The organism is Vibrio rotiferianus CAIM 577 = LMG 21460 (genome assembly GCF_002741985.1).
In the GTDB taxonomy this organism is placed as follows: domain Bacteria; phylum Pseudomonadota; class Gammaproteobacteria; order Enterobacterales; family Vibrionaceae; genus Vibrio; species Vibrio rotiferianus.
Map to the genome: position 1 here is coordinate 71,013 of NZ_APHW01000009.1, position 17,562 is coordinate 88,574.

Annotated in this window: 9 protein-coding genes and 1 pseudogene; 7 read left to right on the top strand and 3 right to left on the bottom strand. The window is 44.8% G+C overall.

Annotation, left to right across the window (positions count from 1 at the left end; all coding sequences use genetic code 11):
* Position 1: 1 nt before the first annotated feature.
* Genes tssM through B853_RS04350 form a run of 3 tightly spaced genes read left to right on the top strand, consistent with a single transcriptional unit; the run spans position 2 to position 5,955 of the window.
* A complete protein-coding gene (gene tssM, locus B853_RS04340) occupies positions 2–3,454 on the top strand; it encodes a type VI secretion system membrane subunit TssM (RefSeq protein ID WP_038883384.1) in 3,453 nt (1,150 codons plus the stop codon).
* An 8-nt stretch (positions 3,455–3,462) separates the two neighbouring features.
* Entirely contained in the window at positions 3,463–4,092 is a 630-nt protein-coding gene (locus B853_RS04345) for a protein kinase domain-containing protein (RefSeq protein ID WP_211285366.1), read from the top strand.
* Positions 4,093–4,107: 15 nt separating this feature from the next.
* Positions 4,108–5,955 (top strand): hypothetical protein, encoded by a 1,848-nt coding sequence (locus tag B853_RS04350; protein WP_249027391.1) that lies wholly within the window; start codon positions 4,108–4,110, stop codon positions 5,953–5,955.
* A 126-nt stretch (positions 5,956–6,081) separates the two neighbouring features.
* Here B853_RS04350 and B853_RS04355 read toward each other — a convergent pair whose 3' ends face one another.
* Both B853_RS04355 and B853_RS04360 read right to left on the bottom strand, forming a co-directional pair.
* Positions 6,082–6,969 (bottom strand): GlxA family transcriptional regulator, encoded by an 888-nt coding sequence (locus B853_RS04355; RefSeq protein ID WP_249027392.1) that lies wholly within the window; start codon positions 6,967–6,969, stop codon positions 6,082–6,084.
* Between the two features lie 492 nt (positions 6,970–7,461).
* Entirely contained in the window at positions 7,462–8,769 is a 1,308-nt protein-coding gene (locus tag B853_RS04360) for a hemolysin family protein (RefSeq protein ID WP_038887538.1), read from the bottom strand.
* 182 nt (positions 8,770–8,951) lie between these two features.
* Between B853_RS04360 and B853_RS04365 the strand changes: the two genes are divergently transcribed.
* Entirely contained in the window at positions 8,952–10,187 is a 1,236-nt protein-coding gene (locus tag B853_RS04365; protein ID WP_038887537.1) for a DEAD/DEAH box helicase, read from the top strand.
* Between the two features lie 92 nt (positions 10,188–10,279).
* Here the strand turns inward: B853_RS04365 and B853_RS04370 are convergent.
* A pseudogene (locus B853_RS04370) lies at positions 10,280–11,889 on the bottom strand (BCCT family transporter).
* Between the two features lie 412 nt (positions 11,890–12,301).
* Here B853_RS04370 and B853_RS04375 point away from each other — a divergent pair.
* From B853_RS04375 to B853_RS04385, 3 genes are all read left to right on the top strand, one after another.
* The gene (locus B853_RS04375) at positions 12,302–12,964 is read left to right on the top strand and encodes a potassium channel family protein (RefSeq protein WP_038887536.1); all 663 of its coding nucleotides are present in this window, start codon (positions 12,302–12,304) and stop codon (positions 12,962–12,964) included.
* Positions 12,961–14,328: a TrkH family potassium uptake protein gene (locus B853_RS04380; RefSeq protein WP_038887535.1), complete on the top strand. Its 1,368-nt coding sequence runs from the start codon at positions 12,961–12,963 to the stop codon at positions 14,326–14,328. Before B853_RS04375 ends, B853_RS04380 begins: the two co-directional genes overlap by 4 nt.
* A gap of 235 nt (positions 14,329–14,563) precedes the next feature.
* Positions 14,564–17,539: a M6 family metalloprotease domain-containing protein gene (locus B853_RS04385; RefSeq protein ID WP_038887534.1), complete on the top strand. Its 2,976-nt coding sequence runs from the start codon at positions 14,564–14,566 to the stop codon at positions 17,537–17,539.
* Positions 17,540–17,562: the final 23 nt, after the last annotated feature.

The following is a 17,562-nucleotide window of genomic DNA, read 5'->3' on the forward strand; positions in this document are numbered from 1 at the left end:
GATGTTTAAAAAGATATTTTCTATTTTCTTGGTGATTACTGCCATTTTAGGGACGCTCGCATTTTGGATAACGGCATCAGAAGAGCAACCAGTCTGGATAAAGTGGGGAATGCTCGCTGTCACCGTCGTTATTGTCTTCTTTACATGTGTTTGGTGGTGGAAACAACGCAAGCTTAATCAAACAGAGAAAGAAGAGCATGATCAACACGTACTGCTTAAACAAGACACACGCGTGATCCAGCAGCTGTTTCGTATCGCAACGAAAAAGATACAAGGACAAGCTCGTAACAAGCTAGAAAGTCTTTACAGTCTGCCTTGGTACCTAGTTCTAGGTGGTGAAAAAGACGCGAAAAGTGCCATATTGCTACAGAATGGTTTTGAGCCAGTTAACGAGCGTTACTTGGATGAAAGTGATACGGAGCAGTACCTACGCTTTTGGAGCAACGATAACGCAGTCGTTGTGGAAGTTGGTCATCGTATATTTGATAACGACGGTATTGACGAATCGCTTTGGCAAGTACTGGCGAAGCAACTACTCAAATACCGTCCGAGGCAAGGACTGAACGGCATTGTGACGGTTATTGGATGTGATCGCCTAATGACAGGAGACAAGAAAGAGCGCACTAGGCTCTCAGGTATCTATCAGGAGGCTGTGTTGTCGATGGGCGCAGAGCTTAGCTTAAACTTGCCTGTTTACGCCGCTTTCTCTAAAGCTGACTCGATTGCAGACTTCACTGGTTTCTTTGAGAGCTTCACTGCATGTGACTCAGAAAATCCTTTTGGTATTACCTTTGAATGCGATGTTTCGCGCCGTTATGACAAACAGCAGTTTGAGGCAGAAAGCCACGCGTTGATTCAATCCATTGCGGGGCAGCAGTTTGAGTTACTGAGAAACGTCAGCAGTGACAAGTCGGGATCCATTATCGCTTGGCCTTATCAGCTAAGAATTTTCCTAGAGCGCGTCAACGAGTTTTTGAGCGACATTGGTCGCGAGAACCGTGTCCGAGAAGCCGTATGGATCCGCGGCGCTTATTTAATGTCATCCGGACAAAAAGGCATTGAGCATGATCTACTAACGCAGGTTGTGGCCGAACGTGCTGAGTTCAACACCAATAACCAAGTTGAACAGCAGCCAAATCGTCGTGGTTTCTTTACGCAACGTTTGTTCAATAAGGTCATCTTGCCGGAGAAGAATATCGCCGGTGTCAATGAATGGCGTCATGCGGGTTATCTTGTATTTCGAACCGCTGTTTTAGTATCCGTAGTTGGGCTGATTTCTGTTGCAGGCCTGAAGTTACAGGAAAACTGGAATGTTGATGAAGATTGGCGCACAACGGCTCTATCTCAAATTCGTTTTTATCAAAACGATGTTCAAAAGCTGAGCAATGACAATTCTATGTCGGAGGTTGTGGCGGTATTAAGAGAACTCGGCGATGTGGTTGCTGAGGGCGTTCAACCTAAATCGTGGCATGAGAAAGTCAGTATTAAGCAAACAGATACGGCCGAGAGTGTTTACTCTGCTTATGAAAAACAGTTGCACCAGATAATGCTGCCAAAGCTCGAAGAGCTGATCAGCAGCGAGCTGTATGTTTATGTGAACCTTGGTAATCCAAGCCGAATCTTTGAGATTTTGCGTTACTACCAGATGTTGTTTGACCGAGAGCAACTGAACTTTGCGGAACTACAAACTTACTTGCTTGATAACTTGAAAGACCAAGGTGAGCTTTCTCCAGACGAGCTTTACTCTTTTTCTCTTTTAATCGAAGACTTGTTTAAAAGTCATTACGACAAGCAGCTACAACCGAACCTAGACCTTATAGCTGTTGCAACGAACAACCTTGAAGGCTTGTCACCAGAACGACTGATTTATGCGCGTATTAAAGAGATGCCAGAGTACCGTACTCAAGTGGATCTCCGAAGCCAGCTCGGTGAGAAGTTCGATAGCTTGTTTGAGTTTACTAATGATTTCCATGGCTATCTGATCCCTGAAATCTTTACTAAGCAGGGCTACAGCCAAATTGATTTGACGGCAAAGTCGCCTCTGCTTAGAAGCTTGATGAGCGAGTTTAAAGCGATTCAAGGTGATATGTCTGGCGCATCAGTCATTGAGCTTAGAGAACTGAGCAAACAGGTTCAACGTCTGTATTTTGCTGATTACATCTACTACTGGAAAGACCTAGTCAACAACATTCAAATCAAACAGTTTGGCGATGCTTCGGTACTTAGCTATGCGCTAAGAAACACACGTTCTCCGGCTACGAGTCCACTACTTGATGTATTGGATGCGGTTGTGGTGAACACAACATTGGCTGTCGCCGATCAACCGGATACGAAAGGACAGAAGCGTGCAGCCGGTCAACTAGGACTGAAGAAAGCGAAAAAGGTGTTGAACAAAGCCGACAAAGTGAATCGAGCAGTTGGCGATAACCTGTTGAGGCTGCAACCTTCATTCGTCGTAAATGAAGCATTTTTGCCTTTTTCTAGGTTTGTGAATGGGAATGGTAAAGACAAGGATACACCACTGGAGCAGTTGATCGTTCAAGTTGATGAGGTTAACTCGTTTTTCGATGCCGCATTGTCTAGTTCAAACCCAGGTAAATCATTCCATGCTTATGCCATCGCCCATGCGCAAGGTAGTAGCGACCCTATCGTGAACTTCCGTCAAGCTGGCAGCAAGGCTCCGAACATCGTCGCGTCTTGGACGAAGAGTCTCAGTGAACAAGTGTGGAAACAAGTGGTGAATGGCAGCGTGGTGTATCTAAATACACAGTGGGATGAGCAAGTTTACCAGTTTTATGTGTCTGCCATTGAAGGGCGATTCCCATTTGATCAACATGGTCGTGGAGAAGTGAGCTTAGATGACTTTTCTCAATTCTTTAAACCAAGTGGCCGTGTGGCTCGCTACATAGAAGAAACCTTGAAGCCGTTTGTTTACTGGGATAACGGCAGGCTCAAGCTAAACGAAGTTGACGGCCTAACGCTACCAATAAACTCAAACACTCGTAAGCAACTTGAATTAGTTCAAAAGCTGAGTGGCATTTTCTTTGGTTCTTCAGGGGATGATCTTGGGTTAAGGCTTGAAGTAAAAGCGAGCTCAATGAGTACCGACGTGACGGAATTCCGCCTACGAGAGGCTGAAACGATTTACGACTACAAACATGGTCCAAGAGTGTGGCGCGAGATAACTTGGCCAACCGCAGGAGTGGATGGCTATTTGAGTGCAGAATTCTACAACGGTCAGAATCGAGTCGCACAACAATCATTTACCGGTCAGTGGGCGTTGTTGCGCGCTATTTTTGCGAATAAGAGCAGTGCTACATCGAGCCGCTTGATTCGTAAGCTCAACTACAAAATTAACCAAAACAACATCGTATTGGATTACACGTTGCGTGATTCAAAACAACCATTGGATAAATCTTTATTTGTTCAATTCTCGTTGCCTAAGCAGCTTTAAGGTTGTCGATGTTGAAAGCTGTGATTGAACCGCAGGAACGAGTGCGTTGCCAAGTTTTGGCGACGCACTCCCGTGCACATGAAATCAGTAACGACTTGACCCACTACACTAAGCAATTTGATTCGGCAGAGAGCCTGCAAAGAGAATGGGTTGCTTTGCAAGAGTGTCAGGGTGCTCAAATACAAAAAGTAGTGGATGTCGACTGGAGCAAATTGCAGCTAAAGCTGGAGTTTGATCAAAGTGCGATACCGCTGATTGAGTTTGAGCCTAAGGATCTAGCGTTATTTGCTTCGCTTTTGCCTAGTGTGGTTCAGGCGATCAAACACTGTCATAGCAAGGGTGGTACATGGCGATATCAAGCATCTAACCTGCTTTATGTACCTCAATTACAACATATTCGATTGATCGATTTCGGTGCCAGTTGTCGGACTGGAACTTCCCGGGAAGCACTCTCCGATTGGCAAGCAACGCCTATGTTTGCTTCGCCAAATCAAAAGGGTGGGGAAGGTCTGGTCGAAACGGGGGACGACTGGTTTTCACTGATTAAAATCATCGATCAGGTCATGCCATGTGCGCATGACTACTCAATAAACTCAACGCTTATCCAGTGGCGAAAAGCCCTGAGCCTTGAGATTTAGATAGAAGGAAAGCTAATGAATAAAAAACAGCTTGCTGCAGCCAATCTCGACTTCGATGTGTCATCAATCAAAGGGACGGATGGAAAATTAATCCCTAACTTAGGATGCGCGATAGATATTGAGCAATGGTTGAAAAAACTGTCTCTCGCATGCGGGAGAAGGCACTCTAACAGAGCCTTACCTTATTTAGAAAAAGCGATAGATGTTATCTATTCTGAGGTTGAGGCGGAATTGTATCGCCAGTCGGGAAGCAACAGTAGCGCCTACGAAGCTAGCGCAGTGACTAAGCATCCTGTATGGCAGTTTTTTGTAGAACGAGTGACGAAAAAGTTTGGTAGTGTCGTTAAGGTGATTCAACCACACCGTTCCCCAACGGAATCTGTCCGTTCGAAATTGATTAACCGTACTTTCTTCCAAATGCTGCATAACAAGCATGAAGTTTTGAAGCGTTCTCATAGCAGTATCTTAGCATCCGGTGAGCTTGGCCAAGCCAAGGTGGAAATTCTTGATGCGCAAGTTAATGCTTTGCGAGATGCCTACTTTAATCATGCAAAATGCAATGCTGAACTTTGGCCAGCTATCAATGATCTATTCCAAAAAGGAAATACCCGCTCTGTTGAGGGCAAAGTAAACCTTGAAGACGGTTCACTGACATTTGAAGCCTCACAAGCACTATTTGCCGAAGCAAAAGTCGAGTTTGAAAAAACTTGGGACTTCGGAAAAATGAAAAACCAAATCAAAGCATCCGCTGAAATTGGTGCCCGTGAGAGCAGCAAGTTTAGTGCTCATGCTAAATTTGGACAAGGTGGTGCTGCTGGTTTCCGAGAGAAGAAGCTTGGAGAGGAAGCAGGTAAGAAGACCAGTACGAAGTTCACTCTCGATAAGTCACCAGGTAAAGCTTGGGAGACAAATAAAAAAGAGGAAGCGGACGACGGATCGTTTGCTGCAATGCAACTGATACCGGGTATTGATTTAGAAATTGATGCGGTACTTGCTGCTCAAATGGGTATGAAGCTAACGGTCTCTCACGAACTTTCTGTAGCCGAGTTTATGGCTCTAAAGAGTGAAGGTGAGCTATTTGTTGGTGCGACCGCTAAAGTGCAATTTACCAGCACACTAAACAGTGCCAATATCTTTGCCGGTGATGAAGTCATTAAAACTAAAATTGGTGCAAGTGCCTTTGTTGGAGCTAAGGCTAGTGGAACAAGCACTTTTACCCTGAAAGCTCGCGGCATGAATATGTTGTCTGGTAGTGTGACTGGTTCTGCGTCAGTTGGCTTGGGCGCATCTGCTGCTTTGGAAGCCATTGTTAAAGGCTCTGGAGACTTCACATTTAAAGCGGGTGCTGGTGCAACGATGGGGGTAGGTACCAACGTTGAGTTTGGAACTATGGTTAACCCGATGCTACTCAAAGTGCTCCTGTGGGATTCATTTGGTAAGCACCTACGTTCGAAGCAGACTAAGCGCAGAACGGGCATTAAATACAACAGAAACGTTAACCAGGTTGCATTGAGCCGTTGTGAAGAAAGCATCCTGTCGTCGTTGAATATGATTGAAGCGGACTATCGAGTCTTAGCGGAAGAGATCTGGCGTATTCCAACCTTTACAAACATGTCTACTAAGGATGAAGTGACCACGATGCATGATCGTATCGCTAGTCCTGATAGAAATGTGATGGATAAGTACCTAGAAACGCTTGGCGTCAATGATGCTATCAACATGAGCCTGAGGACATTACTCAAGCCGCTGTCGATATTGATAATCAAGCGCGCTTTAATCAATCGCAAAACATGCTTCTTAAGCAAGCGAAGAAAGCGGCTTCGAAGAGAGGAACTAAATCACTCTCTGGCGGACTGGCTTTAGCAGGAATGAATGTTATGAACCCAACAATGGGATTACTAGCCGTCAAACCTTAATAACTAAGCTAAACAACTAAGAATGGCGGGATATCCCGCCATTTATTGATTCGACTTTAAAGTAAAACGAAATTTAGTGTTGATACCTTTTTCGATATTCTAGCGGAGTCATATCCACAAACTTCTTAAACAACTCTCTAAAGTAACGAACATCTTCATATCCAACGACTCTAGAAATTTCCTCGACAGTTTGTTTGGTCGTTTCTAATTTATCTTTCGCTGCTGAAAGACGAATCTGTTGAATATACTGTATCGGTGTCTGTCCCGTTGCTAGTTTAAATCTGCGTTTCATTTGTCTTTCACTCAAATGAATACGTTCACTTAACTCAAATACAGAAAACTGTAAGCTATGGTGATTATGCATCCAGTCCTGCAACTGATGAATAAGAGCATCACTGTGCTGACGATATGGGAGAAATTTTGCTAATGATTGTTGCTGCACTTTATCGGTATTGCCAAAAATATGCTGCTGGCATCTATCACGTACAGATAAACCAAATAATTGTTCCACGACGAGCATCATGACGTCATTGTAGCCGTTGGTGCATGAGGTACAGTAATAATTTCCGTCACAGGTCACTTTTCTCTCAACACGCAACTTTGTATCGGGATACATATCTCGAAATAGGTTAGCGTAACGCCAGTGTGTTGTTGCATTTCGCTTAGAAAGTAAATTAGCTTTAGCTAACGCAAATGATCCTGTACTAATAGAAATAATAGGGATATCTGTGTCTGCAAAATCCTCTAACCACTTAAGCGCTTTCTCTGAACAGGCAGTCAGCTCGCTATCAGGCTCTCCCAAAGATCCAATCAGTAATATATCCGTACTTTTAACGCTCTCTATTTTTACTGTAGGAGTGAGAGTTATTCCTCCATGTGCAACAACAGGATTATTGTCCTGGGTTACGATATTAATTTCAGGGGGAGTGACCCCTGCAAGATAGGCTGCTGTAGTCAACACTTCAATTGGCCCAGTAATTGAAGTGGCCGGCCCCCCCCGGGAAATGCAAGCGCAGTTAAAGTTATGGTCGTTTGTTCCATAAAACGCCTTTGTATAGTGATAGCTATCGTTAAGGCTCTGCGACCATTAATTCAATTCCTTTTGGATCGATATCTATTCTTATGGTTATTTTTTTAAATTAAATAAGGTCCGTCTTTATTTTAGTTAATTCTTATTTAGCCAGAAGTGGCCATAATTATAGACCGTTATTATATTTGTAAAATTTCGTATTGCTACAAATAATTTTTTTAGTGTTTGAAATGGGAGTGGTGATTATTAGTAGATAAGTAGGAGGAGTAGATAACTACTAACAGATAAAAAGCAAAGTAAGGGAAGAAAATATTTTTTAATGCCCAGTTGGATAATAACTATATTATAATTACGAGATCGCATTCTTTATCTAATCTCTACGAACTCATAATATTTACTGTAAATCACAATGATTTTTTAAGCCTATTCTTTCACTTTTGTCACTTTAACTTGCACAATACGATTGCTTTTTACGTGCAGAATTTCAAACCGCCAGTATTGATATGTCATGATTTCTCCTTGAGTGGGTACACGACCAATTAACCAGGTTAGGAAGCCATTTAAGGTTTGGAATCCCTCGGTTTCTTCGCCCTCAATATTGTTGAGTTCAAGTTTGTATTTCAGCTCATTTAATGGAATAAGTGCATCCATTAACCAACTGCCATCTTTTTGCTTTTTAGCCCAGATTTGCTGTGGTGCCATACCGAGTTCACCAGCGATAGATTTGAGTAAATCATAGTGCGTGACCAGCCCTTGAACATCGCCGTACTCATCGACAATAAACACCATTTCGGTGCTGGTTTGTTGCATGTAATTGAGCAATGGTAGACCTTTCATCGATTCAGGTACAAAGCGTGGGCGTTTAAGCAGTTTTGCAAGGCGGGAGATAGAAAGTTCGTCGTATTCGTCCAGTAGTGCTTTGGAAGAAATAGTACCAATGATGTTATCCAAACCGCCTTTACATACAGGCCATACTGAGTGTTGGGTTTGACGTAAGTGTTTGAGAATAGCGTCAAGTGGCAAATCGAGATCGAGATAGTGAATATCGCAGCGAGGTGTCATCAGCGAAAGCGCTAAGCGGTCATTTAGGTGCAATAAATTACGAATCATCAATTGTTCTTGCGGCTCAATAGCTCCGCTCTCTGACCCTTCACTCACTACGGCAAAAATATCTTCTTCAGTGACCACTTCACCATTGTTGTTTTGGCGCAGAAGTTTGAGCAGAGCATCAGTTGAGACAGTTAACAACATCACGAATGGTGTGGTCAGCTTGGCTAACCAGTGGATAGGGTAGGCGACGATGACGGCAATACGCTCGGCATTGTTTTGCGCAAAACGCTTTGGTACCAGCTCTCCTATCACAATAGCAAAGTAAGTAATGACCACAACGACAATCGCAGTCGCTAGCACAGTGGCGATTTCGCGCTCTAAACCTTGTGTGACAAGCCAGTGTTCAAAAGGAACAGAGAGTGTGGCTTCACCAAAAATACCACTAAGGATACCGATTACGGTGATGCCGATTTGTATTGTAGAGAGGAACTGCGTGGGATTGTTTTTCAGTTGTAGAGCGAGGCGGGCAGAAGCGCTGTGTTCGGCAAACTTTTTCAGTCGGCCGCTTTTGGCGGTAACTAGCGCAATCTCAGACATGGCAAACACACCATTGAGCGCAATTAATCCAACCAGTAGTAAAATGTCCATGAAGCTTTCCAGTGATACACACATTTTCAGCATAGCGGGGTTTGCATAGTAGAAACGTGAAGTGGTGAATAAATCATCACGCTGTAACAATTGAATACCTTATTAATAGGATAGAATTTGTTTGTCGAGCCTGCCTGCGTAGTCGTGTGATTGATTCTGTTACTTGGTACGGTTTCTGATACACTACGCGCCCATTTCTTCGTTGAGACGTTTCTATGCCATTTTCTAAGCTTGGTTTAAGCACTCCTATCACAGATGCTGTGAAGGCGCTGGGTTATGAAAAACCGACTTCTATCCAACAAAAAGCCATTCCTATTGTTCTGCGTGGTAGCAATCTGATTGCCGCAGCACAAACAGGTACGGGTAAAACCGCGAGCTTTGTATTACCAATCTTAGAAAAATTGAGCCAAGGTGAAACACAACGCAAAAAGCGTGCTCGTGCGATCATCCTAACGCCAACCCGTGAGCTTGCTCTTCAAGTTCACCAAAGCATTGAGGCCTACAGCAAGAACCTGTCACTTCGTTCGATGGCGATGTTTGGTGGTGTTGATTACGCACCGCAAAAACAAGCGCTGATCGAAGGTGTCGACATCGTAGTGAGCACGCCGGGGCGTTTGATTGACCTGTACGGCCAACGTGCGATCCATTTTGATGAAGTGGAAATGTTGGTTCTGGACGAAGCCGACAAAATGTTGGATATGGGTTTCATCGATTCTATCGATAAGATCGTCGATTGCATGCCAGAAGACATTCAAAGCCTGTTGTTCTCTGCGACACTATCTAACCCAGTGCGTGATTTGGCCAAGAATGCGATTGTAGACCCTGAAGAAATCTCGATTGCGAAGCACAGTGCATCAAAATCAAACATCAAGCAGTGGATCACCACGGTTGATAAAGACATGAAGTCTTCATTGTTGAGCCACATGCTTAACGAGAACGACTGGTCGCAAGTATTGGTATTCATTGAAACCAAACACGGCGCAGCTAAGCTAGTTACTCAGTTAGAGAAGCGCGGCATCGTGGCAGAAGCATTCCACAGTGGCCGTAACCAACGTGTTCGCCAAGAACTGATTGAGAAATTTAAAGCGGGTGAAATCCAATATCTGGTTGCCACGGGTGTTGCGGCACGTGGTATCGATATCGACAACTTGCCAGTGGTGATCAACTACGATCTACCTTTCCCAGCAGACGAATACGTACACCGCATTGGTCGTACTGGTCGTGCTGGCGCGCAGGGTGAAGCGATTTCATTGGTATCGAAAGACGACTTCAAAAACTTATGTATGATTGAAAGCCGCCTTGGTCACCTATTAGAGCGTGTAGAAATTGAAGGTTTTGCACCAAGAAAACCAGTGCCGATTTCTATCTTGAACTACGTGCCGAAGAACAAGCGTAAACCGCAAGATCAGCGCCCTCGTCGCGATAATGGTGAAAAGCGCGACGCGAAGTAAATACGCTGGAACTCTAGTGTATAAACTTGAATAAAAAAGAAGCCGCATTTCAATGCGGCTTCTTTGTTTTTCGCTTTAGTATTCAGTTTAGTTTAGCTCGCCTTAGCTTTTGCTAAACGTTGCTGAACAAACTGAGGTTCAGTACGCATACCCATTACTAAGCTCACACACATTACCAATAGGATGATGGTGAACGGTAAGCCAGTAGATATTGTGCCAGCTTGTAGTGCTTGAATTGCTTCTGTACCACCAATCCAAAGTAGCACTGCTGCAATAGCACCTTCTATCGATGCCCAGAAAATGCGTTGCGGTACAGGCGCGTCAACTTTACCACCTGCTGTAATACTATCGACAACCAGCGACGCAGAGTCTGATGAGGTGATAAAGAACACCATAATAAGAACGATAGAGATAACCGATAGCACAGTGCTCATTGGCATCGCTTCGTATGCGTAGAACAGAGACAGCGTAATGTCTGTTAGGCCGTTTGTGCCTAGCTCACCGACTTTATTCATGACTTGCTCAATCGCGATGCCGCCAAATGCTGACATCCAAATCAAAGTAATAGTGGTTGGAATCAAGATAACTGCCGTCAGGAACTCGCGAACAGTACGGCCTTTCGATACGCGTGCGATGAACATGCCTACGCATGGTGACCAAGAAATCCACCAAGCCCAGTAGAACACAGTCCAGCCGTGCATCCACGCCTCATCTTCACGACCATGAGGATTACTTAGTGGAATAATGTTCTCGATGTAGCCGATTAAGGTTGTTGGAATTGTGCTCAGAGCTGCTGCTAAGCCTGCAAGAATTACGAATACTAACAGGGCAAATGCTACGGTTAGGTTAATGTTACTCAGTACCTTTACGCCGCCATCAATACCGCGCACAACGGAGAAGACCGCTAAAGTGGTAACAAATGCGATAACGGCCAGCTGCATACCTAAGCCGCTCTCAATACCAAATACATGGCCCAAACCACTTGCTGCTTGCTGAGCGCCTAGGCCAAGAGAGGTTGCTAAACCAAATAGCGTTGCGAGCACAGCCATTACATCGATTACGTGACCAAACCAACCCCAAGTGCGATCGCCCAATAGAGGGTAGAACACAGAACGGATAGACAGCGGAAGACCTTTGTTAAACGCAAAGAATGCCATAGAAAGCGCAACCACAGCATAGATCGCCCAAGGGTGTAGGCCCCAGTGGAACATGGTTGCACCTAGCGCAACTTGTTTGGCTTCTTCTGTGAAAGGTTCAACGCCAAGCGGGGTTTCATACCAACCAGTGAAGTAGGCAACAGGTTCTGCGACCCCCCCCAGAACATCAAGCCGATACCCATACCCGCTGCAAATAGCATTGCAATCCATGAGATATTTGAATGCTCAGGTGTGGCGTTTTCGCCACCAATACGAATCTTACCAAAAGGAGAAAAAACCAGACCGATACAGAAGATCAGAAAAATATTACCAGCCCACATGAATAGGCCATCAAAAGAACCAATGATTTGCCATTTGATTCCATCAAGGCCGGCTTTCGCAGTGGTAGGATCGACTAATAGAAGTGCGATTAAAAAAAGAATGATCAAACCAGCACTGGTGCCAAAAACAGGGTTGTGAACATCAAATCCCCACTTCTGTACGTTGTCTTGGCCGACCGTATAATCAGTATTTTCAATACTGTACTTATCCTTAGTTGTAGACATCATCCCTCTCAAACTACTTAGAGTACAAACTAATTTGTCGGCGCGCACTATAACAAAACTCAGATAAAATGGCTAATTTGCTGATTAATGAATCAGTAATAGCAGTTTTTATGCATGATAAATGCAATGAGCACGAAATAATTTATTGTGCCAATAGCCAACGCGTTAAATTAACTTGTCAAAAGTATGCATGGCTAAAATGAGTGATAAATGAAATGTGAGCTCTGTAGCTATTCTTTTGATTTAATTACTAATAGTCAGGAAAATACCGCTAACCTGTCTTAGGCTATATCAAGGTTACATGCGAAGGTTTGAGTTAAGGTTTTGTCATTTTTTTGTCGTCTTGTTTGCAGATGATGAGGAATAGGCGCAGACTTTCGCGCCTGCTATTCAACGCATAAATGAGGCACGAATGAAAACGGGTGATAAGCAATTTGCTGTAATTGGTCTAGGTCGTTTTGGCTTAGCCGTTTGTAAAGAACTGCAAGACTCCGGCTCACAAGTTTTGGCGGTAGACATTAATGAAGACCGAGTGAAAGAAGCGGCGGGATTTGTTAGCCAAGCCATTGTGGCGAACTGTACTCATGAAGAGACCGTCGCAGAGCTTAAACTCGATGATTATGACATGGTCATGATTGCAATTGGCGCCGACGTTAATGCCAGTATTCTTGCTACGCTGATCGCTAAAGAAGCGGGCGTAAAATCGGTTTGGGTAAAAGCGAATGATCGCTTTCAAGCTCGAGTGCTACAAAAAATCGGAGCAGACCATATCATCATGCCAGAGCGTGACATGGGTATTCGAGTTGCACGTAAGATGCTCGATAAACGCGTTCTAGAATTCCACCCATTAGGTAGCGGTCTGGCGATGACAGAGTTTGTGATTGGTTCGCGCTGGATGGGTAAAACGCTGGGTGAACTCGCTTTGTGTAAAGTGGAAGGCGTGCAAGTGCTGGGCTTCAAACGCGGGCCTGAGATTACCAAAGCACCAGAACTGAATACCACACTAGAAATCGGCGACCTTATTATTGTGGTGGGGCCTCAAGACAAACTTGCGAGCAAGTTGAAATCACTATGACGCAGTTTCATCAGAGAGGCGTTTTCTACGTCCCAGATGGTAAACGAGATAAAGCGAAAGGTGGTGAACCGCGCATCATATTGCTGAGCTTTCTTGGTGTGCTATTGCCTTCTGCTATTTTGCTTACGTTGCCGATCTTTTCGGTGACGGGACTTTCGATTACCGATGCATTGTTCACCGCGACTTCTGCTATCAGTGTGACTGGCCTTGGTGTGGTTGATACAGGGCAACACTTCACATTGGCAGGCAAAATTCTGTTGATGTTCTTAATGCAAATTGGTGGTTTAGGTCAGATGACACTTTCTGCCGTCTTGCTCTATATGTTTGGCGTACGTTTGAGCTTGCGCCAACAAGCGTTAGCGAAAGATGCATTGGGCCAAGACCGCCAAGTGAATTTGCGTAAATTGGTGAAGAAAATCGTTATCTTCGCGCTGATTGCAGAGACGATTGGTTTTATTTTCCTTTCGTTCCGTTGGGTACCTGAAATGGGCTGGCAAACGGGCATGTTCTATGCGTTGTTCCATTCCATCTCAGCCTTTAATAATGCCGGTTTCGCGCTTTTCTCTGATAGCATGATGAGCTTTGTGAATGATCCTGTGGTGATCTTCACGCTGGCGGGCTTGTTCATCTTCGGGGGATTAGGTTTCACCGTGATCGGTGACCTCTGGCTGCATTGGCGTCGAGGTTTTCACTTTTTGCATTTACACACCAAAATCATGCTGATAGCAACTCCTGTATTGCTCGCAGTAGGTACCATCCTGTTTTGGCTGTTGGAAAGACATAATCCAAATACGATGGAATCTTTACCTATGGCAGGTCAGTGGTTGGCAGCATTCTTCCAATCGGCCAGTGCGCGTACGGCAGGTTTTAACAGCGTCGACTTGGCACAGTTCACCCAACCCGCATTGCTTGTGATGATTGTACTGATGCTGATCGGTGCCGGTTCCACCTCAACCGGTGGTGGTATCAAGGTATCCACTTTTACTGTGGCGTTTATGGCAACATGGGCGTTTCTGCGTCAGAAAAAGCATGTGGTGATCTTTAAGCGTACTGTGAATTGGCAGACGGTGACCAAATCGCTGGCGATTATTGTTGTCAGCGGCGCAATCCTAACCACTGCAATGTTCTTATTGATGATTACCGAAAAGGCTGCGTTCGATAAGGTGATGTTCGAGACGATTTCTGCCTTCGCTACAGTGGGCTTGACGGCTGGCTTAACAGCAGAGCTGTCCGAGCCAGGTAAGTACATCATGATAGTGGTGATGATCATTGGTCGTATTGGTCCGTTGACGCTGGCCTATATGCTAGCTCGCCCAGAGCCTACGCTAGTTAAGTACCCAGAAGACAATGTACTGACGGGTTAGGTTGAGAGAGCCAGTAGCGTACTCTGAACAAGCGAGAGAATGTCACCATGATGTCTCTCGCTTTCTTATAGCGAACGTGGAGTGACGCTCAAAAAATAGTCAATGTATTTGAAAGGTATTTAACTTTATAAATAATTAGTTACTATTCATTTGATTAGTCGATGCATGAGTGGTTTTTTATATTTATGCATGAGGATCGCGTGCCCAAGCGCGAAACGTCAGATGGAGTAGTACTTTGAAAATTAAAACGATAGCCCTATCCGTAATCAGCATGTTAACCGCCTCGACGGTACTAGCGACAACGCCTCCTGCGCCAATTTGGCATACCGTGCAGTTAGATGATGGCAGCGAGAGTGGGGTCATCTTAAGAGGTTCAGCCGATTTTCACTGGTATGAGGACAAGCAGGGTAATGCACTTGTAAAGCAAGACAAAGATTGGTTTTTTGCCAAGATTACCCAAGATGGAAACATCCCTAAACTAGAATCGACGGGCGTTAAGAAGCTTTCCAACCAAGCCGCACCAAGTGTCTCACTAGAACGACCAGATCTGCTCTACAAAGCACCGCTTGAATCGATGCAAGCGATATCTCCGAAAGCTCGGCATAACCTTCTGAAGCAAACTTCTGGTATCCAAGCCATGAGTGCTTCATCTAATTTTGAGCAGCCGCTTTTGGTCGTGCAAGTTTCTTTTACTGACCAAAAAATGGATCATGACTTTCATTCCCTTGTGTTTGGGCAGTCAGGTCAGAGTGTTGTGGACTTCTACCAAAAAAACTCTGACGGCAAGTATCATGTAATACCTGCTAGGGAAAACGGAGGTACAGCTAATGACGGCATTATCAATGTTTCGGTGAATCAAAAACAGCCAGATTGTCATACAAGTACCGACTTTAATTGCTCTACGAAACTAGACTCTGTTATTGCCGAGGCCTACCAAAAGCTTGACCCGTATGTTGACTTTGCCGCGTATGACCGTAATGGAGATGGTCAGCTTGACCCTGATGAACTCTCAGTTATGTTTGTGTTCGCTGGTGGTGACCGTTCGACGGGTTATTTGGGGCGTCCATCGATTTGGCCACACAAAGGCAGCCACAGCACGGTGAAGGTGGATGGCAAAAATATCATGGAATATTGTGTCTTTGGTGATTACCAAACCACACATCAATCGACCATGGGGGTGATTGTTCATGAACTCGGCCACTTAATGCTTGGTCTGCCAGACCTTTACTCATATCACCATGATGGTTCTATTGGCATGTGGGGAGTGATGGCTGGTGGCTCTTGGGGAAGAAAGCCAGGCGATAACTACGCTGGCGAGACGCCGGTCAACATGAGTGCTTGGAGTAAGCATGCTGCTGGTTTTACTAATCCATCGGTTTCTTTAGACGCGAATACGAATATTGTGGTGCCAAATGGTGAATCAAGTGTGGTTTATCTGGATTCATACCTAAAAGAAATGGGGCCTCGTTTATATGTAGAGAACCGCACGCTGACAGATTATGACAGAGCGCTTGAAGGAGAAGGTGTTCTCGTTACCTCTGTGAACATTCGCAATGCCTTTAATGATGTTGGCGAAATGCAAGTTCAGATCATGCAGGCGGATGGATTAAAAGAGCTTGAGCAAGGCTCCTTTGCTGACGAGAACGATTTATACCCACAAGGTAACACTTCAATTGGTGACAACACTAATCCTAGCTTGAGCGCAATTGCTGGCTTTGATACCAATGTTTCTGTTACTGGAATCACAAGTACATCGTCTTCTGCTAGCTTCGTGATGAGTCGTCCTGACGAGCCAAACAAATTCGCTTGGTTGAACAACCTTAACCGTGGCTACATCTTCGCGACTCAAGACAATGCGATCGCACTTAAAATGAACTTGGCTAATCCAACTGAGTTAGATGGCCTTCAATTGTTTGCAGTACCTACGAGTAAAGGTGGCGCCGTCAGTTACAAAGTTTGGCGCTACAGTTCAGTTAACGAAGTGTTTTCTACCATGACGTTTGATGACGCAAACGCTGAGTTACTCCAACAAGGCAGCGTGCAGCCTCCTAATCGAGTGCTGTTCTCTCAGCCTACTAAGTTAGCTGCGGGTGAACATGTTCTATTGGTTGAGATAGAAGGTGGCACTTATGAAGGCAGTATGAATTTCGGTGCGCTTCACTCAGATATTCTGCAAAGCGAGCGACCGTTGTGGGTTGGTAAAAGTGCAGATAAGTCGACTGAAGGTTTAATCAATACCGCCTTTTCGACAATTCCATTTGTGGCTCTGATGGATTTAGATGTTGCTAGTGTAGTGACGGCAAAACCTGATGCATTTGAAACGGCAAAAAACACTGACTATTCGCTGTCTTTGATGGCCAACGACGACATTGCTCAAGGGTACTTATTTAATGTCGTTATTGCTGAGCATCCAACTCATGGCAGTGTTCAAGGTGATGTTTACTCGCCGAAGAAGAACTTTGTAGGTGAAGACCGCTTCAAATATCGTCTTGTCTCTTCAGATGGCAGCATCACCTCAAACACCGTAGAGGTAGTGGTGACAGTAACGGGAGACAATGATGAACCATTAGCGGATGCGAGCGCAGATACAGGGGATCTAGAAAACAGCGGAAAGGTAATGCTCTCTGCTGCGGGTAGCTCTGATCCAGATGGTGACGACCTGGAATATTTGTGGGAGCAAATTGATGGCCTAGCGACAACCATTGAAAATGCTAATACCGCAGAAGCCAGCTTTGCGATCCCACAGGGCAGTAAACAAGGTGATGTATTGACATTCCAACTGACCGTTACCGATCCGAGCGGCTTAACATCGACATCTCAAGTGAGTGTCGAGGTGCAAAATGCGTCACCAGAAGCGAACACAGATAGCGTAACAGTGACTGCTGGTGAGGATGTTGTCATTGATGTTCTTGCAAATGACACTGACGCTGATGGTCATGATTTGACAATTCAATCAGTGACTATCACGAGTGGTGGAGGCAGCGCAGTAATTGAAAATGGGAAAATCCGTTACTCAGCGCCATCAGGTACAGGGCAATCTGTAACGTTAACTTACAGCATTATGGATGAAAAAGGCTCTACAGCCACAGCGGTTGTGAATATTAATGTGCTTTCTCAATCGTCAGGGGTTTCGTTTGGTGATTCTGGTGGTAGCACTTCATTCTGGGCGCTGGTACTCCTAGGGCTGCTAGGTTGGCGTCGCCGCTCTTAATGCTTGATTATCTATTTTTAAAG

What these genes read in the sequence shown, in the direction of transcription:
- B853_RS04375 (WP_038887536.1), top strand. Translation starts at nt 12,302, where the DNA reads ATGAAAACGGGTGATAAGCAATTTGCTGTAATTGGTCTAGGTCGTTTT.
- B853_RS04345 (WP_211285366.1), top strand. Translation starts at nt 3,463, where the DNA reads ATGTTGAAAGCTGTGATTGAACCGCAGGAACGAGTGCGTTGCCAAGTT.
- B853_RS04350 (WP_249027391.1), top strand. Translation starts at nt 4,108, where the DNA reads ATGAATAAAAAACAGCTTGCTGCAGCCAATCTCGACTTCGATGTGTCA.
- B853_RS04360 (WP_038887538.1), bottom strand. Translation starts at nt 8,769, where the DNA reads ATGCTGAAAATGTGTGTATCACTGGAAAGCTTCATGGACATTTTACTA.
- tssM (WP_038883384.1), top strand. Translation starts at nt 2, where the DNA reads ATGTTTAAAAAGATATTTTCTATTTTCTTGGTGATTACTGCCATTTTA.
- B853_RS04380 (WP_038887535.1), top strand. Translation starts at nt 12,961, where the DNA reads ATGACGCAGTTTCATCAGAGAGGCGTTTTCTACGTCCCAGATGGTAAA.
- B853_RS04365 (WP_038887537.1), top strand. Translation starts at nt 8,952, where the DNA reads ATGCCATTTTCTAAGCTTGGTTTAAGCACTCCTATCACAGATGCTGTG.